Origin of the sequence: Kitasatospora sp. NPDC048286 (assembly GCF_043201735.1) — a bacterium.
Lineage (GTDB): Bacteria > Actinomycetota > Actinomycetes > Streptomycetales > Streptomycetaceae > Kitasatospora.
In genome coordinates this window covers 58,592-84,550 of record NZ_JBICZE010000020.1, presented here as the reverse complement: position 1 = coordinate 84,550, position 25,959 = coordinate 58,592, and the positions used below count along the sequence as shown (strand labels likewise).

20 protein-coding genes and 2 pseudogenes are annotated in these 25,959 nt (G+C 74.4%); 12 read left to right on the top strand and 10 right to left on the bottom strand.

Annotated features, from left to right (window positions below; translation table 11 throughout):
- Nucleotides 1-117: 117 nt before the first annotated feature.
- Together ACGF13_RS35340 and ACGF13_RS35335 are read left to right on the top strand one after the other, a co-directional pair.
- Nucleotides 118-1,989, top strand: a pseudogene (locus ACGF13_RS35340) (M4 family metallopeptidase); the annotation flags it as partial.
- A 12-nt stretch (nt 1,990-2,001) separates the two neighbouring features.
- A pseudogene (locus ACGF13_RS35335) lies at nt 2,002-2,127 on the top strand (carbohydrate-binding protein); the annotation flags it as partial.
- 218 nt (nt 2,128-2,345) lie between these two features.
- On the opposite strand, the gene ACGF13_RS35330 reads toward ACGF13_RS35335, so the two are convergent.
- Both ACGF13_RS35330 and ACGF13_RS35325 read right to left on the bottom strand, forming a co-directional pair.
- Nucleotides 2,346-3,194, bottom strand: a complete 849-nt coding sequence (locus tag ACGF13_RS35330) for a hypothetical protein (RefSeq protein ID WP_392883284.1) — start codon at nt 3,192-3,194, stop codon at nt 2,346-2,348.
- Nucleotides 3,181-3,705, bottom strand: a complete 525-nt coding sequence (locus tag ACGF13_RS35325; protein WP_392883283.1) for a SigE family RNA polymerase sigma factor — start codon at nt 3,703-3,705, stop codon at nt 3,181-3,183. The genes ACGF13_RS35330 and ACGF13_RS35325 overlap by 14 nt, the downstream gene beginning before the upstream one ends.
- Nucleotides 3,706-3,983: 278 nt before the next feature.
- Between ACGF13_RS35325 and ACGF13_RS35320 the strand changes: the two genes are divergently transcribed.
- Both ACGF13_RS35320 and ACGF13_RS35315 read left to right on the top strand, forming a co-directional pair.
- Nucleotides 3,984-4,796 carry a maleylpyruvate isomerase family mycothiol-dependent enzyme gene (locus tag ACGF13_RS35320; protein ID WP_392883281.1) on the top strand — a complete coding sequence of 271 codons (813 nt, stop codon included), beginning with the start codon at nt 3,984-3,986 and terminating at the stop codon, nt 4,794-4,796.
- Nucleotides 4,797-4,988: 192 nt separating this feature from the next.
- Entirely contained in the window at nt 4,989-5,753 is a 765-nt protein-coding gene (locus tag ACGF13_RS35315; protein WP_392883279.1) for an aspartate/glutamate racemase family protein, read from the top strand.
- Here ACGF13_RS35315 and ACGF13_RS35310 read toward each other — a convergent pair.
- From ACGF13_RS35310 to ACGF13_RS35300, 3 genes are all read right to left on the bottom strand, one after another.
- Nucleotides 5,657-6,421 carry a hypothetical protein gene (locus ACGF13_RS35310; RefSeq protein ID WP_392883278.1) on the bottom strand — a complete coding sequence of 255 codons (765 nt, stop codon included), beginning with the start codon at nt 6,419-6,421 and terminating at the stop codon, nt 5,657-5,659. The two genes, ACGF13_RS35315 and ACGF13_RS35310, sit on opposite strands and share 97 nt — an antisense overlap.
- 175 nt (nt 6,422-6,596) lie before the next feature.
- Nucleotides 6,597-8,207, bottom strand: coding sequence for an FG-GAP-like repeat-containing protein (locus tag ACGF13_RS35305; RefSeq protein ID WP_392883276.1), 1,611 nt, complete (start codon nt 8,205-8,207; stop codon nt 6,597-6,599).
- A gap of 135 nt (nt 8,208-8,342) precedes the next feature.
- A complete protein-coding gene (locus ACGF13_RS35300) occupies nt 8,343-10,310 on the bottom strand; it encodes an FG-GAP-like repeat-containing protein (protein WP_392883274.1) in 1,968 nt (655 codons plus the stop codon).
- Nucleotides 10,311-10,750: 440 nt separating this feature from the next.
- Here ACGF13_RS35300 and ACGF13_RS35295 point away from each other — a divergent pair, with 440 nt between their 5' ends.
- The 6 genes from ACGF13_RS35295 (at nt 10,751) to ACGF13_RS35270 (ending at nt 19,662) form a co-directional block, all read left to right on the top strand.
- A complete protein-coding gene (locus ACGF13_RS35295) occupies nt 10,751-14,254 on the top strand; it encodes a hypothetical protein (protein ID WP_392883272.1) in 3,504 nt (1,167 codons plus the stop codon).
- A 188-nt stretch (nt 14,255-14,442) separates the two neighbouring features.
- Nucleotides 14,443-15,054, top strand: a complete 612-nt coding sequence (locus tag ACGF13_RS35290; RefSeq protein WP_392883270.1) for a hypothetical protein — start codon at nt 14,443-14,445, stop codon at nt 15,052-15,054.
- 156 nt (nt 15,055-15,210) lie between these two features.
- Nucleotides 15,211-16,611: a DUF4157 domain-containing protein gene (locus ACGF13_RS35285; protein WP_392883269.1), complete on the top strand. Its 1,401-nt coding sequence runs from the start codon at nt 15,211-15,213 to the stop codon at nt 16,609-16,611.
- Between the two features lie 118 nt (nt 16,612-16,729).
- On the top strand, nt 16,730-17,845 hold the full coding sequence (locus tag ACGF13_RS35280) for a winged helix DNA-binding domain-containing protein (protein WP_392883268.1): 1,116 nt from the start codon (nt 16,730-16,732) through the stop codon (nt 17,843-17,845).
- 387 nt (nt 17,846-18,232) lie between these two features.
- A complete protein-coding gene (locus tag ACGF13_RS35275) occupies nt 18,233-18,685 on the top strand; it encodes a hypothetical protein (protein WP_392883267.1) in 453 nt (150 codons plus the stop codon).
- Between the two features lie 404 nt (nt 18,686-19,089).
- A complete protein-coding gene (locus tag ACGF13_RS35270; RefSeq protein ID WP_392883266.1) occupies nt 19,090-19,662 on the top strand; it encodes a hypothetical protein in 573 nt (190 codons plus the stop codon).
- Nucleotides 19,663-19,783: 121 nt separating this feature from the next.
- Here the strand turns inward: ACGF13_RS35270 and ACGF13_RS35265 are convergent, their stop codons facing one another.
- Nucleotides 19,784-20,089 (bottom strand): hypothetical protein, encoded by a 306-nt coding sequence (locus ACGF13_RS35265; protein WP_392883264.1) that lies wholly within the window; start codon nt 20,087-20,089, stop codon nt 19,784-19,786.
- A gap of 77 nt (nt 20,090-20,166) precedes the next feature.
- Entirely contained in the window at nt 20,167-20,532 is a 366-nt protein-coding gene (locus ACGF13_RS35260; protein WP_392883262.1) for a hypothetical protein, read from the bottom strand.
- A gap of 238 nt (nt 20,533-20,770) precedes the next feature.
- Here ACGF13_RS35260 and ACGF13_RS35255 point away from each other — a divergent pair, with 238 nt between their 5' ends.
- Entirely contained in the window at nt 20,771-21,340 is a 570-nt protein-coding gene (locus ACGF13_RS35255; RefSeq protein WP_392883261.1) for an RNA polymerase sigma factor, read from the top strand.
- Complete coding sequence (locus ACGF13_RS35250; RefSeq protein ID WP_392883260.1) at nt 21,337-22,311, top strand: Ada metal-binding domain-containing protein; 975 nt, start codon at nt 21,337-21,339, stop codon at nt 22,309-22,311. The genes ACGF13_RS35255 and ACGF13_RS35250 overlap by 4 nt, the downstream gene beginning before the upstream one ends.
- Nucleotides 22,312-22,358: 47 nt before the next feature.
- On the opposite strand, the gene ACGF13_RS35245 is transcribed toward ACGF13_RS35250, so the two are convergent.
- The 3 genes from ACGF13_RS35245 to ACGF13_RS35235 form a co-directional block, all read right to left on the bottom strand.
- Nucleotides 22,359-23,804 (bottom strand): FAD-binding oxidoreductase, encoded by a 1,446-nt coding sequence (locus tag ACGF13_RS35245; RefSeq protein ID WP_392883258.1) that lies wholly within the window; start codon nt 23,802-23,804, stop codon nt 22,359-22,361.
- A gap of 130 nt (nt 23,805-23,934) precedes the next feature.
- Entirely contained in the window at nt 23,935-24,606 is a 672-nt protein-coding gene (locus ACGF13_RS35240) for a LysE family translocator (RefSeq protein ID WP_392883256.1), read from the bottom strand.
- Nucleotides 24,603-25,958, bottom strand: a complete 1,356-nt coding sequence (locus ACGF13_RS35235) for an ATP-grasp domain-containing protein (RefSeq protein ID WP_392883255.1) — start codon at nt 25,956-25,958, stop codon at nt 24,603-24,605. Before ACGF13_RS35235 ends, ACGF13_RS35240 begins: the two co-directional genes overlap by 4 nt.
- Between the last annotated feature and the right edge of the window lies 1 nt (nt 25,959).

Below are 25,959 nucleotides of genomic sequence, written 5' to 3'. Positions count from 1 at the left end.
CACGGCCGTCCCCACACACGGCCCCGCGGCGCGCCACCGGCCCCTGTGCCGTCCGCGGTCGAGGACCCCCACACGCGAGGAGCCTCGATGCAACACAGAGTCACCGCAGGCCGGTTGCTGACCACCGCGACCACCCTGACCGTGCTGGCCGGCATGATCGCCGCCACCGCGGGGCCGGCCACCGCCGCGCCCGCCCCCACCCCGGCACCGAGCGCTCCGGCCGCCGCCGTCAACGCCGCCGACGCGGCCGCGAGCGCCGGCCTCGACGCCCTGGCCAAGGGCCCCGACGAGACCTACCAGCGCAAGACCGTCACCCCCTGGCTCGGCGGCCTCTACTCCGTGTCCTACGAACGCACCTACCACGGCCTGCCCGTGGTCGGCGGCGACGCCGTCGTCCTCGCCGACGCCCAGGGCAAGGTCCGCGCCCAGCAGTCCGCCACCACCGGCCCCCTCGGCGCCCCGACCACCCCGCAGGTCAGCGCCGAACACGCCGAGAAGACCGCCCGCACCAAGCTCGCCGCCGTGGACACGGTCGACACCCGCCGCCTGGTCGTCCGGGTCAAGGACGGCAGCAGCCGCCTCGCCTGGGAGACCGTCCTCAAGGGCCACACCGAAGCCGCGCCCAGCACCCTGCACGTCTTCGTCGACGCCACCACCGGCGAAGTCGTCGACAGCTACGACGACGCCCGCGCCGGCACCGTCAACAGCAAGTGGAACGGCCCCGGCCCGCTGACCATCAGCACCACCAACTCCGGCGGCTCCTACTCGCTGCGCGACCCCAACCGCCCCGGCCTCAGCTGCTCCGACTACAGCACCGGCCAGGTCTTCTCCAAGTCCAGCGACTCCTGGGGCAACGGCAGCCCCTCCACCAAGGAGACCGGCTGCGGCGACGCCATGTGGGCGGCCCAGAAGGAATGGGACATGCTCCGCGACTGGCTCGGCCGCAACGGCCACGACGGCAACGGCGGCAGCTGGCCCATCAAGGTCGGCCTCAACGACGTCAACGCCTACTGGGACGGCAGCTCCGTCTCCATCGGCCACAGCCAGAGCGGCGAGTGGATCGCCGCCCAGGACGTCGTCGGCCACGAGTTCGGCCACGGCATCGACCAGTACACCCCCGGCGGCGCCAACAACGAGAACGGCCTCGGCGAGGGCACCGGCGACATCTTCGGCGCGCTCACCAAGGAGTACAACAACGAGCCCGCGCCCTACGACTACCCCGACTACCAGGTCGGCCGCATGATCAACCTGGTCGGCCAGGGCCCGATCCGCAACCTCTACCAGCCGTCCCTGGTCAACAACGACCCGAACTGCTACTCCTCCGCCATCCCCGGCACCGAGGTGCACGCCGCGGCCGGCCCGCTCAACCACTGGTTCTACCTGCTGTCCAACGGCTCCAACCCCGGCGGCGGCAAGCCCACCAGCCCCACCTGCAACAACTCCACCGTCACCGGCATCGGCGTCAAGCAGGCCGGCCAGGTCTTCTACGGCGGCATGCTGCTCAAGACCAGCGGCATGACCTACAAGCGCTACCGCACCACCACCCTGACCGCCGCCAAGAACCTCGACCCCACCTGCACCTTCTTCAACCGGACCAAGGCCGCCTGGGACGCCGTCAGCGTCCCCGCCCAGGCCGGCGACCCCACCTGCAGCAGCAACGGCGGCAACGACTTCTCGCTCACCCTCGGCCCGGCCTCCGGTTCCGTCCAGCCCGGCGCCACCACCACCTCGACCGTCGGCACCGCCGTCACCTCCGGCACCGCCCAGAGCGTCACCCTGACCGCCTCCGGCCTGCCCGCCGGCGTCACCGCGAGCTTCAACCCCTCCTCCGTGCAGGCCGGTTCGTCCTCGACGCTGACCCTCTCCGCCTCCGCGACCGCGGCCGGCGGGACCTACCAGATCACCGTCACCGGCACCGCCGGCACCACCACCCACACCGCCCAGTACAGCCTCACCGTCGGCGGCGGGGGCACCCCCAACCCCGGCGGCACCTGGGCCGCCGGCACCACCTACCAGGCCGGCGACGCCGTGACCTACAACGGCGTCGGCTACCGCTGCCTCCAGGGCCACACCGCCCAGGTCGGCTGGGAGCCGCCGAACGTCCCGGCCCTGTGGCAGGCCGTGTGACCGGTACGCGCTGACACCCGGTGAAGCCGCTGCGCCGCGGCCCGTCGAGGGGGACGGGCCGCGGCGCAGCCATGCGCGCTGTGCCCACCGCGGCCCCGGGACGGGCACCCGCCTGCCCGAACCCGCCCCCGACGACCCCCGAAGGGCGGCGAACACCCGGCGGTTCGCCGCCGGGGGTAGTCAGGCCGGCCCGGCCTGGCTACCCCCGGGCCCGTCCCCTACGGTGTCGGCGCCGGGCTCACGGCGGTGGTGGTCGGCGGCTGGCCGGCCGGAGCGGACCGGATGGTGTCGAACACCTGCCGCACCTGCCGCAGCGTCGACTCGGACGGCTGCCGCAGACAGGCCGTCACCTCGACCACGACCCGGGAGCCGGCGCGGTCGACGGCGCGCCGGCCGCCCAGCTCGCGGTTGCCGCCGAGCGTGGCGCACTCCTGCTCGAGGTAGCCCGACTCGTTGAGCCCGGACGGGCTCGGGGCGAGCTTCTCGGCCAGCCCCCGGCTGCCGTCGTCCACCAGTCGGAACCCGACGACGGCGCCGTCCACGGGCAGCAGCCCGGAGATCGGACAGTAGGCGGCGCCCGAGGTGCACGACGGCCCCAGCGGCTGGGTGCCGAGGTAGCCGAACTTGTCCTTCGGCGTGGCGGCCGGCAGGGCCAGGATGTGCCAGTTCACCGGCAGGGCGACGACCATCTCCGGCAACTGCGGGAAGTAGACCGGCGGCCCGGGAAGGGCGGACGGAGTTCCCGTCGGTGCCTGGGCGGGCGGCACCGTGGGCGCCGGGGCGGACACGGAGCCCGCGGGCCCCAGCCCCACCCCCCGCACCGGGGCCGGCGCGAGCGCGGGCGCCGCGGCCAGGACGGCCGTGGCCAGGCCGACGGTGAGCCCGGCCGCGAGACCGGCCGCCCGCCGGCGGCGCCTGGACCGCTCCACCCGGGCGAGGACACGCTCCACCCGGTCCTTCGGAGAGGCCAGGGCCGGGACGGCCCGGTGGAGCAGGACCCGCAGCTCATCCTCGTCGTGCCCGCCGTCGCCCGGCCCGTACGGGCCGAGCAGGTCAGTTCCGGTCACGAGGTCCCCCGTTCAGCAGGAGCTCCCGGGCCGGCAGCCGTCCGCGCAGGGCGGCGAGCGCCCGGTGCGTCTGGCTCTTGACGGTGCCCGTGCTGCAGCGCAGCACCTCGGCGGTCTCCTCGACGCTCAGGTCCTCGAAGAAACGGAGCACCACCACCGCCCGCTGGCGCGGCGGCAGCGACCGTACCGCCTCGGCCACCACCTGGCCGAGCACCACCCCCTCGAACGGGTCCTCCTCCGGCTGCGGCTCGGGCATCTCCCCGTGCGGCAGCTCCCCGGTCCAGCGACGCCGCCACCAGGAGACGTGACAGTTCACCAGGACCTTCCGCAGGTACGCCTCGGGCCGGTCGGGCGCGATGCGCGCCCACTTGGGCCAGACCTTGGCGAGCGCCGTCTGCAGCAGATCCTCGGCCTGGTGCGGGTCGCCGGTCAGCAACCAGGCCGTCCGCAGCAGCTTCGGCCCGCAGGCGGCGACGAACTCCTCGAAGTCCGGAGGTATCGCGTTCGTCATCCTGCCGTCGTCCCCGCCATGGTGCCCGTGCCGTCCCCGTCTGCCGTGGCGGCCGGTCCGGCCGCAGTGTCGTTCTTCCTCTCACGGCAGCTCGACGCGATGGGAGGCCGTTCGGGTTGCCTGCGGACGCGAACTCGCGAACCGGCCCGGAACCGGCCCGGCCCTTCGCCCCGGAACCGGCCCCTCCCCGCCCGGGGAGGAGCCGCTGGAACGCATGTTCTCCCGGCCCTGTCAACTTCACTGGACACCGGTGCGCAACTCGACCAGTCTTCACCACCATGACGTTCCCCCAGCACTCTCCCGGTGCCGTGCGCACCACGCTGTTCGAGGCGGTCACCGCGGTCGGCGACGAGGCCGTCCCCCTGCTCGCCGGCTGCCGCGGCGACACCCGGATCCCCGGCGCCCAGTGGACGGTCGCCGAGGCAGCCGCCCACCTGGCGATGGCCAACGAACTGATGGCCGCCCTGGCCGCCGGCGAGGAACGGCCGTACGGCGACGGCACCCCGGGCGCGCTGGCCGCGGCGAACGCCGCCTCACTGGCCGAGCGGACCGAACGCGACCCCGCCGTACTCGCGGAGCAGATCGCCCGGCAGGCAGGGGAGTTCGCCACGGCGGCCGGCCCGCGCACCGGCACCGAACCGATGCTCACCCCACTCGGCCCGATGGACCTGGACACCCTCGGCTCCTACCTGCTGACCCACATGCTGGCCCACCTCTACGACATCGCCGTCGCCCTCGGCCGGCCACACCCGATCGACCGGCGACGCGTCGCCCTGACGATGCCGTTCCTGCGCACGGCCATGCCCCTGGTGACGGACGCCCGCACCGCGGCCGGCCACAGCGCCTGCTACCGGCTGCGGCTGCGCGGCCAGGGCGGGTTCACGGTGACCTTCACCGACGGCACCGTCGTGGTGGGCCAGGAACCGCCGCGCCGCCCGGACTGCACGATCCTCATCGAACCGGTGGCGTTCTTCCTGCTCGCACTGGGCCGCTACTCCACCACCGGCGCCATCGCCCGCGGCAAGGTGCTCGCCTGGGGCCGCCGGCCCTGGCTGGCCCCGTCCTTCCCCGGGCTCTTCACCGCCCCCTGAGCCGCCGCCGCCCGCCCCGGGGCCGTCCCCTGGCCCTGCCCTCGCCGAACGTCCCGCAGGTGCTCCAGCGGGGCCGGCCGGAAGCGGGGGAGCGGTGGGGGTGAGGGCCGTGCCGCAGGTGCGCAGCCCGCACCCGCACACCGCCCCACCCGGCCGGTCGGGCGTTCGACCGTGGCGGCTAGCATCGCGCGCATGCTGGCGCTGCTCCACACCTCGTCCGTCCACGTCCCGGTCTTCGACGCGCTGCGCGACCGCGACCACCCCGGGCTGCCCCTGCGGCACGTCGTGTCCGAGGAGCTGCTGGCCGGGGCCCGGGCCGACGGGCCCGAGTCCGTCGCGGGGGACATCGACCGGGTGCTCGCCTCGGCGGTCGCCGAGGGGGCGGCGGCGGTGTTGTGCACCTGCTCGACGATCGGCGGGGTCGCGGAGGCCCGGGCCGAGGCGCTGGGGGTGCCCGTGCTGCGCGTCGACCGTCCGATGGCGGCGGCCGCCGTCGCCGCCGCGCCCGGCGGGGGCCGGACCACGACGCGCGTCGTGGTGATCGCCGCCCTGGCCGGCACCGTCGGCCCGACGGTGGCCCTCGTCGAGGAGGAGGCCGCCCGGTCCGGCCGGCCGGTCACGGTGACGGCCACGGTGGTCGAGGGCGCCTGGGACTGGTTCGAGAGCGGTGACCACGCCGGCTACCTGTCCGCGATCACCGCCGCCGTCGACGCCGTGGACGGGGCGGACGTCATCGTCCTCGCCCAGGCGTCCATGGCGGAGGCCGCGCATCGGACCACGACCGCCACACCGGTCCTGTCGAGCCCGGCCCCGGGCCTGCGCGCCGCTGCCGCTGCCGCCGCGTCACGCCGCCGGCCGGGTCAGCCGTCGGCCCGCTCGGCGGGGGCCGGCAGCGCGGTCGCGACGTCGACGACCGCGTCGGCCGGGGGAGGGGTGAAGGCGAGCGCCTTCCCGTAGTCGCGGTAGGTGAAGTCGAACGGCTCCGCGTTCCGGCCCGAGCGGAGCCGGGTGACGTACGGCGTCCCGGTCTCGCTGACCTCGGCCTGGGCGCCGTCGCGGTCGACCAGGGTGACCGTGGTGGTTCCGCCCGTCCGCCGACGGCTCTGCCCGGTCACCTCGCCGAGGCCGAGGTCGCCGGTGAGGGCCCGGTCGGCGGCGGAGCAGAAGACGGTCAGGGACCGGAACACGCCGTCGGATTCGGGGCCGGTGACGTACCTGTCGCCGATCACCGCGCCGCGCTCGGCGCCCCAGAGGCGTTCGCCGGCCTTCAGCCAGGCGTGGGTCCCGTCGGAGAGGAAGTCCACCGGGCCGAGCTTGGACAGTTCGAGGGACCCGACGCAGTGGCGGGAGCCGTCCACGGAGACCCTCCCCGTGACCGGCTGGCCCATCACCGAGGCCCGGAGCTCGGCCGTGACCGATCCGGCCGCCATCGCGTTCTCGGTCGCGGTCTCCAGTAGGCGGCTGCCGTCGAGGGGGTTGATCGAGACCGCTTCCGCCATCGATTCCGCGGAGTCCGATCCGGAGGATCCCGACCCGGCGGAGCCCGCCCCCGCCCCCGCGGCCGCCTGGCAGCCGCAGAGCCCGAGCAGCAGGGCCGCCGCCGCCACACCCCTGAGCACCTTCATCGCGTTTCCCCCAAGACGCCTCGCCGGACGGGCCGTCGGGCCCGTCCGGTTCTATTTGAACGCGTTCAACATACTCCATGATCCACTCGATGACAGCGCACCGGACACCGGCATCCGTCACGTTCGCCGCCCGGGCCCGGATCCGGGCCCGGGCGGCGAACGTGACGGAGCGCCGCTACGCGCCGCCGGCGATGCGGCCGAGGTCGGCCCAGCCGCCGGCGCCGTCGCCCCCGCGGTAGGCGTAGGCGGTGACGGCGCCGCCGGTGTCCGTCAGGAGGTAGTCGGCGTGGGTGTCGCCGTCGAAGTCGACGAGGGCGACCTGCTCCTGGTGGTCGGTGACGCCGGTGGCGATCCGGCCGGTGGGCAGCCAGCCGCCGTGGCGGTCGCCGCCGTGGTTGAGCCAGGCGCCGACGGAGCCGTCGGGGTTGATCAGGAGGTAGTCGGCCTTGCCGTCGCCGTCGAGGTCGGCGAGCCGCACGCGGTTGCGGTCGGTGGTGACGCCGGTGGCGACCTGGCCGATGCCGTACCAGCCGCCCGCGCCGGCCGGGTCGCCGCCGCGGTTCAGCCAGGCCTTGACGGCGCCGCTGTCCTCGATGACCAGGTAGTCGGTGCGGCCGTCGCCGTCGAAGTCGGCGAAGCGGACCTGGTCCTGGCGGTTGGTGACGCCGGTGGCGACCCGTCCGAGGGGCTCCCAGGGGGCGACCTGGTCGCCGCCGTGGTTGAGCCAGACGTTCACGGAGCCGTCGGGGTTGACGACGATGTAGTCGGCCTTGCCGTCGCCGTTGAAGTCGGCGAGCCGCACGCGGCTGCGGTCGGTGGTGACGCCGGTGGCGACCTGGCCGATGCCCTGCCAGCCGCCCGCGCCTGCCGGGTCGCCGCCGTGGTTGAGCCAGACCCGGACGGCGCCGTTGTCCTCGACCGTCACGTAGTCGGGCTTGCCGTCGCCGTCGAAGTCCGCCCACCGCACGCGCCCGCTGCCGCCCACCTCGTTGCCGGCCCGGGGGGCCGCGGGGCGGGACGTCCAGCCGTCGGCGACGGCCTGGTCCAGCGCCCGGTGGAAGACCTCGGCCATCTTGCGGTAGCCGCCGTCGTTGGGGTGCAGCCGGTCCGGGAGGTCGGCCGCGGCGTCGAGGTCCGCCGGGCCCACGTACCGGAAGTGCCGGCCGGCGGCCCCACCGGCCGGGTTCTGGCCCCGGTCCTGGAGCGCGGCGAACTCGCGGTTGAACACGGCGGTCTTCTGCTCCAGACCGGGGGTGGCGGTCAGCAGGCCCTGCACGACGACGGTCACGCCCGGCTTGTCGGCGAAGATGCGGTCGACCAGGTCGGACAGCCGCTGGGCGGCCTGCACCGGGTCGGCGTTCGCGTCCCACTTCAGGTCGTTGATGCCGAGGTGCAGCAGGACGACGTCGGGGTCGGCGGCGGACAGCCAGCGGTCGATGTCCGCGCGGACCTGGTCGATCCGGTAGCCGCTGTGCCCCTCGTGGTCGGGGTCCGCGACGGTGCCGGAGGAGGAGGTGCCGACCAGGTCGACGGTGTACGGGGACTGCTGGGCGGTCAGGTCCCACAGGGGTGCGCGGTAGCCCGCGCCGGTGGTGCTGCCCGCCCCGTCGGTGATCGAGTCACCGAGCGGCATGACCTTGATCGGGATCGGAGCCGGCGCCGGGGTCGCGGCAGCGGCGGCGGCGGAGGTCACGGCAGCGGGCGCGGCCGGGGTCCCGGCGGAGGCCGCGGTCGGGGCCATGGCGGCGGTGAGGGCGGCCAGGGCGATCAGGGAGACGCGTTTCACGAGGGTTTCCAGTCTTGGGGAGGCGAGGGGAACACGGGACGGGCCCGAGCGGCCGCCGCGCACGGCGGTCGCTCGGGCCCGTCCACGCGGATGGTGGATCCGGTGGCGGAACGGTCCGGGATCGGGGGCCCGGGCTCAGGCGCCGGAGGCGATCCGGCCGAGGAAGTCCCAGCCGCCGTGCCCGTCGCCGCCCTTGTTGGCGTACGCGCTGGTGCTGCCGTCGCCGGCGTTCCAGAGGTAGTCGGCGCGGCCGTCACCGGTGAAGTCCGTCAGGAAGACGGCGTTGTTGTCCGTCGTCAGACCGGCGGCGACGCGACCGACGGACTCCCAGGGGGCGACCTGGTCGCCGCCGCGGTTGAGCCAGACGTTCACGGAGCCGTCGGCGCTCACGACGATGTAGTCGGCCTTGCCGTCGCCGTTGAAGTCGGCGAGCCGCACCCGGGAGCGGTCGGAGGTGACGCCGGTGGCGACCTGGCCGAGGCCCTGCCAGCCGTTGGGGCCGGCGATGTCGCCGCCGCGGTTCAGCCAGACCTTGACGGCGCCGCTGTCCTCGATGACCAGGTAGTCGGCGCGGCCGTCGCCGTCGAAGTCGGCGAAGCGGACCTGGTCCTGGCGGTTGGTGACGCCGACGGCGACGCGGCCGACGGGCTCCCAGGCGCGGACCTGGTCGCCGCCGTGGTTGAGCCAGACGTTCACGGAGCCGTCGGGGTTGACGACGATGTAGTCGGCCTTGCCGTCGCCGTCGAAGTCGGCGAGCCGCACGCGGGAGCGGTCGGAGGTGACGCCGGTGGCGACCTGGCCGATGCCCTGCCAGCCGCCCGCCGGGTCGCCGCCGTGGTTGAGCCAGACCTTGACCGAGCCGTTGTCCTCGACCGTCACGTAGTCGGGCTTGCCGTCGCCGTCGAAGTCCGTGAAGCGCAGACGGCCGGTGCCGGCCTCGTTCACGGCGGCGGAACGACGGTCCCGCAGGGCCGTGATCCACGGTCCGAGGTCGTCCACCCGGGTCTCGTAGGCGCCGGTGCGGGTCTCGGCGGAGGTGAGGCAACCGCCCTGCCAGGAGCGGCTGGTGACGGCGACGACCTCGGCCTTGCCGGCCGTCTCGCGGACGGCGGGACCGCCGGCGTCGCCCAGGCAGACGGTGGCGTCGGCGGGGGCCTTGGCGGCCACGTCGATGCCGGTGGCCTCGACGGTGCCGACACCGAACGCCGCCGTGTGGGGAGCGGCGGGGACCCACTCCGTGCGGGTGCGGCCGTAGCCGGTGACCTTCAGCTCCTCGCCCTGGACCGGGGCGGTGGCGGCCACGGCGACCGGGGTGATGCCGTAGGCGGGCAGGTCCAGACGGGCCATCACCAGGTCGCGGTCGGCGCGCGGCACCAGCTCGACGACGTCGGTGGTGTGGCCGCCGGTGCCGTTGAGGTCCCCGCGCCCGACCGTCACGGTGGTCCGCTTCTTCGGGGCGCCCGCCGGGACGGCGAGGGACTGGGCGGGGTCGTCGGCGAAGCAGCTCGCGGCGGTGAGCACCCAGCGCGGGTCGACCAGCGTGCCGGTGCAGCCGCGGCCGCCGATGTCGAGCCTGGCCACGTAAGGGCGGTCCGACAGACCGGAGTTGGACGAGACCGGCCCGGTGGCGGTGATGTCCAGCAGGGTGTGGGGGCGGCTCTGGGGGTCGGCGGCCTCGCCGACCGCCGTCCACAGGCTCTTGTCCACCTTGAACGAGGTGGTGGTGCCGTCGACGGACATCGACACGGACACGTCGCGCACGCCGTCGCTCTGGATGCCGTGCACCCGCGGCACCTCGAGGCTCAGGCGCCCGACGGTGCCGGTCATCCGGAAGCAGATGTCGTCCCGGGTGCGCGCCATGATCCGCAGCAGGCCGCCGCCACCGGCCGAGCAGGTGGTGAGCGTGATGTTGCCGTTGCCGGACTTCAGGCGGATGCCCGACTCGGCCAGGATGCGGTCCGCGCCCGGGTAGGAGTAGTCCTCGACGGTGAACGGTGCGGTACCGGTGGTCGACGCGTGGGCGACCGGGACGCCGGCGGTTCCGGCGAGAAGCGTGAGACCGGCCGTCGCGGCGGCGGCCAGGATTCGAGAAGAGGCCCTCATTCGGGCTCCTCACCCCCCATGGATGTGGTCTTTTCCGTCATGAAGTGTCCCGCCGGTGCGAAGACCCGCGGGATCCCGGACGGACGCCGTGCACGGGCACGCGCATTCCAGGACCTGCCATCCCCCCACCGAACTGACGGGGACATTGATATCACCATCGGGGGCGTCCGCCGACCCCGAGATGTCCACGATGCAAGGGATTGCGAACCAGGAGCGAAAAGTAATGCCTTGACCGCTCGTCAGCCAAGGAGCGGTATCCAAAGTTTCCGTCCGACGTGCCATCATGTGCGGTCGGACGGGCCGAACCGATCGGTCCTTCTACCGAACTGACGTGTTTTCGAGGGGATATGACACAGCAGATACCTGGGGGGCGCTGGAAGGCCGCATCCCCCCTACGGCCACGCAACGGACTGACGGCCCGTCTCCTGGCGGCCACCACCGTGATCGTTCTCACTACCGGATCGCTCTCCGGCACCGCCACCGCGACGGACGGGACACCCGGCGCGAGCCCGCGGGCCCAGGCCGTCGCCGAGTGGAGGACCGGCGGCGACTCCGTGCGGGCCGCCGCCGAGACCGCCCTGGCCGGCACCGACGGCGACATCGCCGCCTTCCTGGACACCGGGCGCAGGATCGCCACCGAGCAGGACGAGCGGCTCGCCGTCCTCCAGCTGCTGAACGTCAGCGGGCCCGGCGTGCGCGAGGCCGCGCAGACCGCGCTCGCCGGAACGCCGCAGGACGTGCACGCCTTCCTGGCGACCGGCTGGAACGCGCCGCTGGCCGACGACCGCAAGGTCAGCGTGCTGCGCGCGATGAACACCGGCGGCACCGCGGTGCAGGAGGCCGGGCAGAAGGCCCTCAACGACGGCTCACCCGAGGCCGTCGCCCAGTTCCTCTCCGTCGACCTGCAGAAGGCGCAGGAGGAGGACGACCGGGTCCAGACCCTGCGGCTGATGAACTTCGGCGGCCCGCAGGTGAAGAGCGCGGGCAGCGCCGCCCTGAGCGCCGGCGCCGGCGCCGTACGGGAGTTCCTGCGGGAGGGCCAGTACGCGGCCCGCGCCCAGGACCAGGAGGCCATGACGGTCGGCCAGCTCGTCGAGACCGCCCGCCAGGCCGGCCAGGAGGCCGCCAAGGAGACCGCCGCCGCGAAGGAGGCCTCGGGCCGCGCCGTCGACGCCGCGCGCCTGGCCAAGGAGGCGGCCCAGAAGGCGGCCGCCGAGACCGCCGCCGCCCAGGGCTCCGCCCAGAAGGCGACCGCCGCCGCCCACCGCGCCGCCGACGCCGCCGAGAGCGCGGCCAACGCCGCCCGCACCGCGATCAACGCCGCCAACGCGGCCAGCAGCGCGGCCCGCACCGCCTCCGCTGCGGCGTCCGCCGCCGCGTCCGCCGCGGCCGCCGCGGGACGGGCGGCGGCCCGCGCCTACGAGGCCGCCTCCGCCGCCGCGAAGGACGAGTCGCAGGCCGCCGCCGCCCGGGACGCCGCGAAGGCCGCCCGGGACGCCGCACAGGGCGCCACCACGGCCGCCGAGTCCGTGTACCGGGCCGTCGGCGCCCTGACCGAGGCCCTCACCTCGGTCGGCCAGGCCGTCGACGCCGGCCTCCACGCCGCCGCCGCCGCCCAGGCCGCCGCCGACGCGGGCGGCAACAGCGCGGTGGCCCAGGCCGAGGCCCAGCGGGCGAACGCGGCCGCCGCCAAGGCCCGCCGCCTGTCCGCCACCGCCAGTGCCGCCGCCGGCACCGCCAAGACGATGGCGACGCAGGCCCTGACGGCGGCCCAGCAGGCGCGCGCCGCCGCCACCGAGTCCGCCGGACACGCCACCGCCGCCGCCCAGGCGGCCGAGGACGCGGCCAACCACGCCGGCCAGGCCGGCAACTGGGCCAACCTCGCCACCGAGCACGCCAACTCCGCCGTCAAGGCCGCGGAGCGGGCCACCAGCGCCGCCAACCAGGCCGACCAGGTGGAGAAGACCGCCCGGGATGCCGAGAAGGCCGCCCTGGAGAGCAACCGCGACCTCGCCATCGTGGCCGCCGAGGAGCTCAAGCAGCAGTACACCGAGCAGCAGGCCGCCCAGGCGACCGAGCGCGCCGAGGCCCAGCGCCAGGACGAGGAGACCAAGCAGCTCCTGGCCGAGGCCGCCGCGCCCGGCACCGAGCCCGCGACCGCCCTCGCCAAGGCCCGCAAGGCCGCCGTCCACCTGATGGCGACCGGCTCGCCGTGGACCGAGCGCACCGCCGAGGCCGCCCTGTCCGGCACCGACGCCGACGTCCGGCAGTGGCTCGCCACCGGACGCCAGGAGGCGGCGGCCCAGGACGACTACACGAAGATCGCCAACCTCGCCACGACCGGCACCCCCGCCCTCAAGACGGCCGCCCTCGCCGCCCTCGACACCCCCGCGGACCAGCGGGCGGCGTTCCTGGAGACCGGCCAGCACACCGTGCTCAAGGACGACTACCGGGTCCAGGTCCTCGCCCTGATGAACGCCGGCGGCAAGGCCGTCAAGGAGGCCGGCTCGGCCGCCCTCGACGCCGGCACCACCGAGGCCCTGCGCGCCTTCGTCGCCACCGGCCAGTACCGGGCGCGCGAGGAGGACGACAAGGTCGAGGCGCTGCGGCTCAGCGTCCAGGGCGGACCGCGGGTCCGCGCCGCGGCCCAGGTCGCGCTCTCCGGGCCCGCCCCGCTGCTGCGCGACTTCGTCGCCGTCACCCAGTACGTGGCGGCCCAGCGCGACCAGACCGACGCCGTCCACGTCGCCAGCGTCCAGCGCCTGGTCGCCGAGGGCAAGGCGATCGCCGCGACCGCCACCCGCAACGCCGCCGAGGCCGCCGCCGCCGCGGCCACCGCGCGCGGCGCCGCCGCCGAGGCCGCGGGCTACGCCCGGCAGGCCAGCGACTCCGCCGCCGCCGCGTCGGTCGCCGCCGGCCAGGCCTCGGCCGCGGCCTCCGCCGCCGACGCCTCGGCCCGCCAGGCCGCCGCCTCGGCCGCCACGGCGAAGAACGCGGCCGCCTCGGCCGGCACCTCGGCCGCCCAGGCGACCCAGTCCGCCCACCGCGCCGCCAACTCCGCCACCGCGGCCGCCGCTTCGGCCCGCGCCGCCTACGAGTCGGCCGACCAGGCGTACAACTCCGCCGTCGCCGCCGGCCAGAGCGCCGCCGAGGCGCTCGCCGCCGCCGGCCAGGCGCTGTCCCACGCCATGGACCTGGCCCGGCAGGAGGCCCAGGCGAACGCCACCGCCCCGGCCGAGCCCGGCGACCCGGGCGGCTCGGACGACGGGTACGAGCCGGAGCACCCGGACGAGGAACTGGTCATGGAGGGCGGCATCTCCGCCGCCGACGCCGCCACCCTCGCGCTGGACATCGCCGGCATCTTCGACCCCACTCCGATCAGCGACGGGGCCTCGGGCGTCCTCAGCCTCTTCCGCGGCGACTGGACCGGCGCGGGCCTGTCCGCCGTCGGCTTCATCCCGTACCTGGGTGACGCCGCGAGCAAGCCGGCGAAGATCGCCAAGCTGCTGGCCAAGAACGAGAAGATCGCCAAGCGGGCGACCGACATGAAGTGGGTGGAATGGGCCGCCCAGAGCCTCAAGCACATGTCGGTGACCAAGCTCGGCGACGGCGTGGCCACACTCAACTCCCTCGCCCGCGACGCCGAGAAGGCGTACAAGACGAACACCAAGCTGCGGGCCGCGGCGATCAAGCACAACCTGCCGACCGACCTCGAGGGCCCCGTGCCGTTCGTCCCGCCGAAGGGCTGGATGGGCAAGCCGGAACGCGGCGGCGGTTTCAAGGACGCCTACGGCAACCTCTGGAAGAAGGCGACGGACGGCAAGGACGAATGGGACGTCCAGGTGAAGAAGGGAACGAAGTTCTCCATCTTCTCCAGCGGCAAGAACCAGGGGAAGGACTTCGAGCACGCCAACATCGCCCCGGACGGATACGTGACGCACTGAATACGGTGAACCGCCCCGGGCGGTAACGCCTTTCGGCCCGGCCCCGATGGAGAAAACGACCATCGGGGCCGGCGCCGCCCCTTCTTCCGCAAAATCCCCCAACAATGCCCAGCCGTCAGTGAATTGACCGGAAAACCCGGACGAATTCCCGGCACCACCGACCGCACCACCCTGGAGACGACCGCACCATGGCCCTGGCCCCCCACCGCCTCGTCTGGATGAACCTCTGGCTGGAGGCCCCCGCCGAGCAGGACGCCGCGCTCACCCGCGAAGTCGCCGCCGCCCTGGCCCCGTTCGGCCGCGCCACGGTCACCTCCCGGGGCCCGTACCCGCGCACCCCCGAACTGCTCCACTACGACGTCGAGCTGACGCCAACCTCCGCCACCGCCGACTGCCTGCGCGCCCTGGGCCTGAGCCCCGACGAGGACGGCGACTGGCCCGCCTGGGAACGCACCGGCACCGACACCTTCCTGCACCCCGCCGTCCGCGGCGCCCAGGTCGGCGAGGAGGAGGCCGCGACACCACCGCCCTTCGAGAACGGCGACGTGGTGACCGTCCTCGACAGCCCGACCGCCCGCGAGGAGGGCCTGGTGGGCGCGCAGGCCGTCGTCCACAACTCCTTCTACCTCCCCGACGAGCCCGACCCGCTGCTGCGCCGCTGGCACCACCAGGTGATGCCCGAGGGCCGGGAGACCCTGGAGCCCTTCGAGAGCACCGACCTGCTCCCCACCGGCCGCCGCACCACCGTCGAGGACGTCCCCGACCCCGTGCACATCGCCCACGCCGGCCCGCAGGCCTGAACCGGCCCCCGCTCGACCGGCCCGCGGCCCGGACCGGCCCGGAGCGCGCTGCCTGTACGGGCACCGCATCGTGCCCGTCCACCCCTTACCCGCGAGCGCCGCACCGGGTATGCAGGGAGGGCACAGCGAAACGGCCAGCCCTACGAGCGGAGTCCCATGCACGCGCACGAGCCGGCGAAGCAGGACAGGCAGCCGCAGCCCGCCACCAGGGCCGCGGCCACGCGGGCGGGACGGACCCCGGACGGGCAGACGCCCGGCAAGCTCCTCGAACTGCAGCGCACCACCGGCAACGCGGCCGTCGTCCGGATGCTCCAGCGCAACCGCCACCGGCAGGGCGACGCCGAGCCGGTGCAGCTGTCCGCGGTGCACGAGGTGCTGCGCGCGCCGGGCAAGCCGCTGGACGGGACGCTGCGCCGGGAGATGGAGTCCCGCCTCGGCGCCGACTTCTCCGACGTCCGCCTGCACACCGGCTCCGCGGCCCGCGCCTCCGCCGCCGAGGTGGGCGCCCGCGCCTACACCTCCGGCAGCCACGTCGTCATCGGCGACGGCGGCGGCGACAAGCACACCCTCGCCCACGAACTGACGCACGTCATCCAGCAGCGCCAGGGCCCGGTGGCCGGTACCGACAACGGGTCGGGACTGAGCATCTCCCACCCCGGGGACCGCTTCGAGCGCGAGGCCGAGGCCAACGCGCACCGGGTGATGAGCCGCAGGCCCGAGCCGGGCGACCGGGACACCCACGGCGACCGGGGCACCCACGGTGCGGCGCGCGGCGACGGCGCGACGGCCGTCCAGCGCTTCGCCGAGGTCGACACCGAGGAACTGGGGCCCGTACGGGTCTCGCAGAGCGGCCTCTACCTCATGACCGTCGAAGCCGGCGCGGACACCACCGTCCTCTGGGTCGCGGACGGCGCCCCGGCGCCCCGGTACTGCACGCCGACCGGACAGAGCGGGCAGATCGCGGGGCGCACGTACGCGCAGTACGAGCCGTCGACCGCCTTCCTCGCCGACTGCGCCCACACCGCCGAGGAGATCATGCACCAGCAGCGGCTGGCCCTGGGGCAGGACGCCAGCGAATTCGCCCGGGGCGGCCACCAGTTCGGCCTGGGCGACCAGGAGAACGCCCAGGGCGCCACGGCCTACGCGAACGCCCGGCCCGGCGGCCCGAACGCGAACGGCGAGGAACGGCCCAACCCCGGCCAGGCGTTCGCCATCGTGGAGACCGCGTGGCACGGGGACCACGAGCGGCCCGACAACACCAGCGGCTGGCCCTACCACGTGGCCGCCGTCGTCGCCGTCGACGGCGACGACCACATCACCGTGGAACAGGCCGCCGACGGCAACGACGCCAAGGCCCGCCAGGGACACGAGGGCATCATCGACATGTACACCGCCGGCACCGACCCGACCACCGGACAGGCACTGCCGCACAGCTTCCACGGACGGAACACCGGCGGCCCGGTACAGCACTTCTCGGCCGGCGCGATCACCGTCATCCTCCAACCGGTCAACGTGGGCGGCCTCAGGGGCGAGACCGGCCGCCGCAAGCTCCTCTGACCCGACCGGCTTCTCCGACCCCGAACCCCCTTTTCCACCAGGCCACTTGCCCCCGAAGGCACCCCGTCCGACGCGGTGTAGGGTGAGGAACCCGTTGGCTGGAAAAGGGGGGGGCGACATGAAGGTCGACCGGGAGCAGGTGACCGCCTGGCGGATGCGGCGCCAGTACCTCGACCCGCGGACCGGCGGCAGCGCGGGCGAGATCGTCAGCAGACTCGCCGGCGTCCAGGCCCAGGTCTGGAGCGCGGCCGAACTCGCCGTCGCCCTACGCCAGTCCACCCCCGACCCCACCGGCGTCGACCAGGCCGTCACCGACCGCACCCTCCTGAAGACCTGGGCCGTACGCGGCACCCTCCACCTGCTGCGCCCCGCCGAGGCCGGCGCCTACCTGTCGCTCATGGCGGACCTGGGCACCTGGCTCAAGCCCTCCTGGCAGAAGGCCTCCGGCGTCAGCCCGGAGCAGATCGACGCGCTGACCGACGAGGTCTCCGGCATCCTCGACGGGGGAGCGGCCCTCACCCGCGACGAACTGGTCACCCGCCTCGTCGCCGACCAGCGCTTCAGGAGCATGGAGGAGCGGCTGCGCTCCGGCTGGGGCTCCGTCCTCAAGCCGCTCGCCTGGCGCGGCGTGCTGTGCCACGGCCCCAGCCGGGGCAACAAGGTCACCTTCGTCAAGCCGGCCAGCCGGTTCGCCGACTGGAAGGGCGTGCCCGCGCCCGAGGAGGCCGCGCCCGTGGTGATCGCCTCCTACCTCGGCGCCCACGGCCCCGCCACGCCCGAGGTGTTCGACCGCTGGCTGTGCCTCAACAGCACCAGCAAGCCCAAGCTGCGCCGATGGTTCGAGGGCATGGGCGACCGGCTGACCGAGGTCGAGTTCGAGGGCCGCAAGGCGCTCATCCTCACCGAGCACGCGGAGGAACTCGCCACCACCACCCCGTCCGAGGGAGTGCGCCTGCTCGGCGGCTTCGACCAGTACGTCCTGGGCCCCGGCACCAAGGACGAACTGCTGCTCGCGCCGCGGCACCGCACCCTGGTGAGCCGCCAGTCCGGGTGGATCTCCCCGACCGTCGTGGTCGACGGCCGGATCGTCGGCGTCTGGGAGACCACCGGCCAGGACCTGGTGGTCACCCCGTTCCCGGACAGCGCCGCCCTTCCCCTGAAGGCGCTCGAAAAGGAAGCAGCCCACCTCGCCCACGCGAGCGGCACGGGCCCCCTGACGGTCCGCATCGCCTGACCGCACCGCTGCCGACGACCTCGCAGGCCTCGTCCACGGCCCGGAGTACCGAGTACCAAGCACCCTCGTCCGCATCGCAGCCTCGCGCCGCCCGTGTGATGGCACCCGAGAGTGCCCAGGCGCATCCCCGAGCACGCATGTCGTTCGAACGTGCTTGCACGGACTGCTTTTTGGTGCCCCGCCGGTGGCTGGCCGGGCGCCGGCGAGCCACCCAATCACTCGTTCGAGGGCGGTGGCCGCCATCGTTCCGTCGGTGCTGAATTTCGTTTTCAAGCCGTTCAGATTCTAGATTGATCCGACGGTGGATTCCGATCCACTGAACCAACCCGTCGAGGCGCCGTCCGTATCGGGCGGCGCCCCGACGCACCAGAAACGTGGAAATGGAAAATGCACAAGAGGTACAATCCCTGGGCACTCGTCTACTTCCTGATCGGGCTCGTGCTCTTGCTGGTCGGCGTCTCGGGAGTGGCCTATGCGACCAGGCTCGACGACCTCATCCCCATCCTCGGCGCCGGCGTTCCGGGCCTGGTACTGACAGTCCGTGCCCCGATCTACGGCGTCGCCTTCGGGGACGCCGGTGTGAAGTACTCCGGACTGCTCAAGTCACGCTCCTACACCTGGCCCGAGATCCAGGAGGTGAGGCCCGCCGTCGTCACCGGAACACTGTTCTCCTCCGACGTCCCGGAACTGCTCCTGGCCTCGGGAAATATCGACCAGCTGTCGATGCTGGCGGGCTACGGGTGGGGGAACACGCCCAATCGGCGGGTCGAACAGCTCGTAGCCGAACTGGAGAAGGCGCGTTTGTCCGCCGCCTCCCGTCACGGTGACCACACCCCGTAGCGGGCCGGCCGGAATGTACTCCTGCCCGGCCTTTCAGGAGGATCGGATTCGTTTCGCTCGCAACGGCTCGGCTGCGTCGTCCCGCTGGCTGGGGATCGGATCCTCCAAGCTCTCCTCGAATCCGACAACGGCAATCCCGCCGCATCCCGGTCACCGCCCCGTGGAACAGGTGGAAGTCCTTGCCGGCCACCGTGAACCCCCGACTCGCCCGGGTCGGGGCTTCACGGCTGGCGGCCGCTCTGCGTCCGCCCGGCGCCCGCCGGGCCGCACGCAAGATGACGCGGACATGTCCTAGATTTCTCGGATACCCCGCCCCGAACGGCCTCGCACAGAATCGGCGAAGAGCACCCCGCCCAGCGCGGGTGCTCGACAAGTCGCCCATCTGAGCCAGGAGTTGATCACGCATGGCACGCTCCTTCAAGCGCACCGGAACCGCCCTCGCGGCGGCGGCGATCGCGCTGTCCCTGTCCGGCGCGGCCACGGCCGTCGCCCAGCCCGCGGCGTCCGGAACCTCGAACCGGCACTGCGTGGTGAACGCGGACGGCGGGCAGTCGAAGTGCTTCGGCACCTACCGCGAGGCCATCGGCTACGCCACCGGCGGGCACGTCACCGACGCCCCGCTGAGCGCCGCCGCGGCCGCCCGTGACAGCGCGTTCGCCGAGGAGCTGAACAGCTCGGCCGGCCTGTCCAACCTGGTCGTCCTGGGGACGATCTACCAGGACTTCTTCTTCGAGGGTGAATCGGTGACTTTCACCGGCCCGCACGATTGCTACAACGGGAACAGCGCCGACTACTCGTTCGACATCCCCGCCCCGCTCACCAACCACGTGTACTCGCTGCGCCCGTACGCCAACTGCTGGTTCAACCTGTTCACCGGCGCCCAGGCCACCGGCTACGCGAGCCCCAGCTACAAGGGCGAGACCGTCTCGGTGGACGAGGCCTGGCGGACGCACTCCAGGTCGCTGACCCTCGGCTGAACCACGCTCTGACACCCGCCCACCCGGCGGGAGCCGCCGACGGGCGGCCGGCCACGTGCCGGCCGCCCGCCGGCGTGAGGCCGACCCGGGTGACAGACCTCGCCGGCGCACCCACGACCCGCTACGCCGGATACTCCCGCCCGACCGCCCGCAGGACGTCGGCGAGCCACACCAGGTGGTGCCCGACAGCGCGGTCCCGGTCGGCGAGCAGCTCCCGCACCTGCCCCCAGGACTCCCCGAGGGAGCCGATCGTCAGGTCGCCGGGCTCCCTCGTCACGTCGTACAGCTCGTCCTGCGGAACCGCCCAGAAGTAGTCCTGGTCCAGGGCGACGGCATCGCCCGCCGTCGCGGCCTCCAGCCGGCTCAGCAGCACGTCGAACGCACCGCGCAGATCGGCGAGGGACACGGACAAGGGCTCATCGGTCATGATCGGCATTATGGGGAACCGGCAGGACACGGCCGGCGCCGGGCCCCGCTCCTCGACGCCCGGGACCGGCCGAGCGCCTACGGCTGGATCACGAAGTACGCCACCATGCCCGCCGTCAGGCACAGGAACAGCTGCACCAGCAGGCCCGCGGGGATCGGCACCTCGTCCGTGTCGCCCGCCTTCTGCGCCGCGAGGTGCCGGCGCGACAGCTTCCCGAGGTGCCCGGCCGTCCCCAGCGCCAGCGACAGCAGGGCCAGCGCGTACATGGACAGTGCCGAGGCCAGGCCCGTGCCCCTCAGGTGACCGATCAGGAAGAGCGCTCCGGACAGCGGCGCCAGGGACACCATGATCCGGTACTTCCGGATCGGCTGCGGCGGCACCGCCAGCGCCCAGAACAGCACCGTCACCAGCGCGACGATCCACCACCAGATGGACACGCTCAACCCCAGTGGTGTCATCGCCCCACACCCCACCCCACGTCACGGACGTTCGCGCACGTTCGCGCACGTCCACCCCGGCCACGCTAGTCACCCCCGCCCCGCACCGCGCCGACAGGACCCGGCAGGATCCACGCCGGTTTCCTGCACGGTCCCGGCAAGGCGCGGCAGGGCCCCGGCCGGACCGCCCGCCCCCGGTGCAACCGCTGCGCCACCGGCGGTGTTCTCAGAGACGATGGACGAGATGCCTCCTCCGCTCACCGAGCTGCTCGCGGCAGACCTCGACCGTGGGTTCGCCGAACTCGTGCGCACCCACGGCGGCGCCGTGTACTCGGTGCTGCTGCGCCTGAACGGGGCGTCGCGCGACGTGGAAGACCTGGTGCAGGACACCTTCCTGCGGGCGTACACGGCGCTGCGCGACTACCCGCCGGCGCGGCGCCAGGCCCTGCAGCCGAAGGCCTGGCTGCTGGCGATCGGCACGAACGTGTGGCGCAACCACGTCCGCACGCTGACCCGGCGGCCCGCCGCCGCGGAAGGGGTGGATGTCCGGGAACTGCCCCTGGTGGACGGCAAACCCGGACCCGAACAGCGGGCGGAGCACGCGGACGAACGGGGGAGATTGGTGGCCGCGCTCGCCGAACTGCCCGAACACCACCGGCTGCCGGTGGTCCTGCGGCACGTCGGAGAGCTGAGCTACGCGGAGATCGCGGAGCTGGTGGAATGCCCGGTAGGCACCGTCAAGGCCCAGGTGTCACGGGGGCTGGCCGCACTGCGCAGCCAACCCCGGCTGGCGGTAGAGGAGGTGAGAGGATGAGCGGACACCCGCACGCGGCCCCGGACGGCCAGGACCCGTACGGCCAGGCCCCGCACGACGCGGCACCCGACGCGGTACGGCGCACGGTCAACGGCACGGCCACGCCCAAGGCGTCCACCGCACGGACCACGGACATCCCACCGCCCGGCGGCCACACCGTGCCCGACAACGACAGCGACAACGACAGCGACAGCCACACCGTGCCCGGCCTCGACGCCCTACAGGTACCGATGCCCGCCGACCTGGCGATCCGGATCCTGCAACGCGCCGGCGTCGCCGACCGCGAGTACGACCGGTACACCGTGGTCGACGGCCCGGTCACCGCCCTGTTCGTCGCCCACGGACGCGGCGCCGTCGTCGCAGCCGCACCCGTCGACTGGTACCCCGGCGCGGAGGCCTTCGAGGAAGCCCACCTGCGCCGCACCGGCCGCACCGCGCTGCCCGCCGGCAAACCGCTGCCCGGCGTCGTCGGCGCGCTGCGCACCGGCCGCGACCGCATGCTGCGCTACGACTACGGCCCCCTGCCGCAGGCGCAGCGCAGCGTCCTGGAGGCGGTGCGCGCCATCCCGCGCGGCCAACTGCGGCCTCCGCGCTGGCTGGGCCTCGAGGCGGGGCTGCCGGACGCGGACGAGGCGGACCTGCTGGCGGCGGTGCGCGCCAACCCCGTTCCGGTGCTGATCCCGGTGCACCGGCTCGGCGACGAGGACGGCCGGCCCCTCGACTGCGGCCTGCCCGCCGACCTGGTCGAGCGGCTGCGCGCGCACGAGGGCATCGACGGGGAGCGCCTGCACCGGTTCGCCGCGGACGGCACCCACTTCCTGGGCAGCGACACCACCCGGATCTTCTGCTACCCGACCTGCGCCGACGCCCGCCGCATCACCGACCGGCACCGGGTGCCGTTCGGTTCGGCCGCCGACGCCCGGGCGGCGGGCTACCGGGCCTGCCGCAGCTGCCGACCCGTGCCGGCCTGACCTCCCCTCACCTTCCCGAAGGCCCCCGGGGAGCCGGTGCCGCCCGTTCACAGGGCCTGCGGGAAGTCCAGCAGCCGGTCCGGGTCGTAGCGCGCCCGCAGCCGTTCCAGCCGGGGCAGGTTGGCGCCGTAGTACGCCCGCCGCCAGTCGGCGAGCTGCGGGTCGCGGTAGTTCTGGTAGGCGTGGCCGGAGGCGTACGGGCGCAGCGCCTCGCGGGCCTCGCCGACCCAGCGGACGGCGGCGTCCTCGGCGTCCTCGGTGGCGTCGGACGGGCCGGAGGGGCCGTCGGCGGGCCACCAGGCGTAGCACTGGGCCAGGAAGCGCGCGTCGCGGTGCACGAAGGCGGTGGCGTCGGCGGGCACCCGGTTGATGGCGCCGCCCAGGACGTTGAAGGAGATCGAGGCGCACACGCCGTCGGGCACGCGCCGCAGCACCGCGAGGGTCTCCCGGACGGTCTGCGGGCCGAGCCCGCGGTCGAAGAAGTGCGAGGCCGCGGCGAAGGCGACGCGCTGCTCGTCCGGGCGCCCGATGACGGCCTCGCCGCCGGCGTTCGCCCGTACGGCGGCCAGGTACGACCGGCGGACGGCCTGCCGTTCGCGGGCGGGTCCGGCGGCGGCTTCCAGCCCGTCCAGCCACCGCTCGGCCTCCTCCTCCCCGCCGCCGCCGAGCAGGAACCCGGCGACCTCGGTGACCGGGCCGCCCGGGCGGGTCTCCAGCAGGAAGTGCGACCAGAGGCGGTCGGGGGCGGTGAACGCCCGGTCCTGCCAGTGCTCCAGGACGGTGCCCGCCTCCCGGTACGGCCAGGAGGCCCGGAACGCGGTCAGGTCGGCGGCCGGGTGGGTGCGCATCCGCAGCGAGGTGACCACGCCGAAGTTGCCGTTGCCCGCGCCGCGCAGGGCCCACAGCAGGTCGGGTTCGGTCCGCTCGTCGCAGCGCACCGTCCGGCCGTCGGGGAGCACCACCTCGGCGCCGACCAGGCTGTCGCAGGTCAGCCCGTACGCGCGGCTGACCACCCCGTGGCCGCCGCCGAGGGCCAGCCCGGCCAGGGCGACGGTCGGGCAGCTGCCGGCGGGCACCGTCACGCCGTGCCGGGCCAGTTCCTCGTAGACGGTGATCAGCGGGGTGCCCGCGCCGATCTCCGCGTGGCCGCCGCCCTCCACCCGGACGCCGGACAGCCGGGACACGTCGACCACCAGCGGCATCCGGCTGGACCAGGCCCCGTAGCAGTGGCCGCCGCCGCGCACCGTGAGCCGCAGGCCGTACCGGCGGGCGAACCGCACGCACCGGGCGACGTCCTCGGGCCCGGCGCAGTACGCGACCGCTCCGGGGCGGGCCCGGTCGGCGTACCGCAGGTTGCGCGGCAGCCGCGCCGCCTCGTACCCGGCGTCCCCGGGCAGCACCAACTCGCCGTCCAGGCTTGCCCCGAGGGCCCGCCACCGCGGCCCGGAGTTCGGTCCCGGCCGCCGATCCGCGCCGCCGCCCTGGCTGTCCATCTCCACCTGCCCCTCGGAAGCCCGCCCCTCGGAAGCCCGCTTGTCCTCGCCGTCGTCCGTCGCCGCCGTCTGTCGTGACCGTCCGTCATGGCCAGAAGCCGTGCACCCTCCCGTCCATCCTCCCGGCAGGTCATCGAAGGAGCAGCCCAACAGCGAGGCCCAGCAGGACCAGACCCACCACCGCGCCGCCGATCCGCTCCGCGAGCGGTGGGAACGCGGCCCGGCCGTTCGCCCCGCGCACCGTCACGATCCGCACGCCCACCTCGGTGAGCAGCAGGAGCCACAGCGCCCCGATCGACAGGTACACCGCCGCCAGCAGCGGCAGCGCCCCGGCCGACGGGCTGCCGGTCGGCAGGAACTGCGGGAGGAAAACCGTCAGGAACAGGCCGACCTTCGGGTTGCCCGCCGTGGAGAGGAAGCCGAGCAGCAGGTGCCGCGGCAGCCGGTCGACGCCCGCCCCCTCAGCCTCCTCCGTCTGCGCCCCGGCCGGGCGGGCGCGCAGGGCCTCCCACAGGGCGCGGCCGCCCGTCACGGCCAGCACGAGCGCGCCCGCCACCTGCCAGGCGTGGAGCAGTCCGGGCCGCAGCGCCACGACCGCCATGCCGCCGGTGACCGCCAGCACCGCGTACCCGGCGCCGGCGAGCAGCATGCCCGCGGCGGCGGCCAGCACCGGCGGGCGGCGGCGGGTGCGGCTGACCAGGCGCAGCACCAGCATGCTGTCCGGGCCCGGGCTGCACACCACCGCCGCGCAGCTGGCCAGGAAGGCCGGGCTGGCGGCGACGGCGAGGGCGCCCGGGGTCATCGGGCGGCGTGGCCCGGTGCCACCGCCACCGGCGCGGAGCCGCCGGAGCCGCCGGAGCCGCCGGAGCCCGAGGAGCCAGGCGAGCCGGCGGAGTCCGGCGTGACCACGAGGGCGGCCTCCATGGCCCGGACGGCGGCCACGTCCCGTTCGACCTGCGCCGGATCCGGGTGCGCGAGCACCGCGAAGCCGAGGGTGAGGGTGCCCAGCAGGTCGCGGGTGACCTCCAGGCGGTCGCCGTCCCGGAGCCTGACCGCCGAGTGGTGGTACGACGCCAGTTCCGTGATCCCGTCCAGGACGGCGGTGTTGGACACCGTGCCGGAGCGGCGGGCGATCAGGAAGACCACGGTCATGTGCCGCAGCAGCCGGTAGCCCTTGGGGGCGCTCTCCTCGCGGGCGAACCAGCGCACCGCGCGGTGCACCTGGCTGTCGCCGGTGGCGGTCAGGTTGAACGCGGGGTGGCCGCCGCCGTGCGGGCGGGAGTTGATCTCGATCAGGCGCGGGCCCTCGTCGGTCAGCATGATCTCGATGTGCGCGGCGCCGTGGCGCAGGCCCACCGCGTCGAGCACGGCCTCGGCGTAGCGGGTCAGCGCGGGCACCGCGGGGTCGTCGGGGGAGACCCAGGTGAGGCTGTCGTAGACGGCCATCTGCTCGCCGTTGTCGATCTTGCTGTAGCGGCAGATGTCGGCCACGGTGTGCCGGCCCCGGTGGCTGAAGGTGTCGACCACGAACTCGGTGCCCCGGGCGTACTCCTGCACCATCATCCGGTCGTTGAGGTTGTGCCACTGGTTGACCCGGCCCAGCTGGGCGTCGAACGGCACCCGCCAGTCCGCGCCGGCCGGCACCCGGGTGACGCCGTCGGTGCTGCCGCTCTTGGGCGGCTTGACCACCAGGTCGCGGCCGGCCAGGCCCTCCCGGTCGATCCAGGCCCGGACGGCCGCCGGGTCGTCGGTGCAGATCTGGCGGATCGTCGGGACCCCGGCGGCGCGCAGCGCCTGCGCCATGGCGCCCTTGTCGCGGCGCGCCGCCGACAGCTGCGGGGTGTTGGCCTGTTCCGGGAGCAGCCGCTCGGTGAGCCGGTCGGTGAGCTCGACGCCGCTCTCGGCGCCCGCCAGTACGCAGCGCGGCGACAGCGGGCGCAGCTGCGCCACCAGCCGTTCGAGGTCGCCGTCGAAGGCGAGCAGCTGCCGGTAGCGGGTGGCGTCCCAGGAGTCCGCGTAGGCCGCGGGTACCTCGGGCAGCGAGCTGACCGCGACCGAGGGGATGCCGAACTCGGCGAACCGGGGCGCGTACTGGGCGCCGGAGGAGAACGGGTCGACGATGACGGCGACCTGGGGGGAGGACGGGGCGTTCACG

Excerpts from the sequence above, each read along its gene's own strand:
- ACGF13_RS35325 (WP_392883283.1), bottom strand. The coding sequence starts at position 3,705 with ATGACGAACGCGATACCTCCGGACTTCGAGGAGTTCGTCGCCGCCTGC.
- ACGF13_RS35320 (WP_392883281.1), top strand. The coding sequence starts at position 3,984 with ATGACGTTCCCCCAGCACTCTCCCGGTGCCGTGCGCACCACGCTGTTC.
- ACGF13_RS35315 (WP_392883279.1), top strand. The coding sequence starts at position 4,989 with ATGCTGGCGCTGCTCCACACCTCGTCCGTCCACGTCCCGGTCTTCGAC.
- ACGF13_RS35310 (WP_392883278.1), bottom strand. The coding sequence starts at position 6,421 with ATGAAGGTGCTCAGGGGTGTGGCGGCGGCGGCCCTGCTGCTCGGGCTC.
- ACGF13_RS35300 (WP_392883274.1), bottom strand. The coding sequence starts at position 10,310 with ATGAGGGCCTCTTCTCGAATCCTGGCCGCCGCCGCGACGGCCGGTCTC.
- ACGF13_RS35290 (WP_392883270.1), top strand. The coding sequence starts at position 14,443 with ATGGCCCTGGCCCCCCACCGCCTCGTCTGGATGAACCTCTGGCTGGAG.
- ACGF13_RS35285 (WP_392883269.1), top strand. The coding sequence starts at position 15,211 with ATGCACGCGCACGAGCCGGCGAAGCAGGACAGGCAGCCGCAGCCCGCC.
- ACGF13_RS35280 (WP_392883268.1), top strand. The coding sequence starts at position 16,730 with ATGAAGGTCGACCGGGAGCAGGTGACCGCCTGGCGGATGCGGCGCCAG.
- ACGF13_RS35275 (WP_392883267.1), top strand. The coding sequence starts at position 18,233 with ATGCACAAGAGGTACAATCCCTGGGCACTCGTCTACTTCCTGATCGGG.
- ACGF13_RS35270 (WP_392883266.1), top strand. The coding sequence starts at position 19,090 with ATGGCACGCTCCTTCAAGCGCACCGGAACCGCCCTCGCGGCGGCGGCG.
- ACGF13_RS35265 (WP_392883264.1), bottom strand. The coding sequence starts at position 20,089 with ATGACCGATGAGCCCTTGTCCGTGTCCCTCGCCGATCTGCGCGGTGCG.
- ACGF13_RS35255 (WP_392883261.1), top strand. The coding sequence starts at position 20,771 with ATGCCTCCTCCGCTCACCGAGCTGCTCGCGGCAGACCTCGACCGTGGG.
- ACGF13_RS35250 (WP_392883260.1), top strand. The coding sequence starts at position 21,337 with ATGAGCGGACACCCGCACGCGGCCCCGGACGGCCAGGACCCGTACGGC.
- ACGF13_RS35245 (WP_392883258.1), bottom strand. The coding sequence starts at position 23,804 with ATGGACAGCCAGGGCGGCGGCGCGGATCGGCGGCCGGGACCGAACTCC.
- ACGF13_RS35240 (WP_392883256.1), bottom strand. The coding sequence starts at position 24,606 with ATGACCCCGGGCGCCCTCGCCGTCGCCGCCAGCCCGGCCTTCCTGGCC.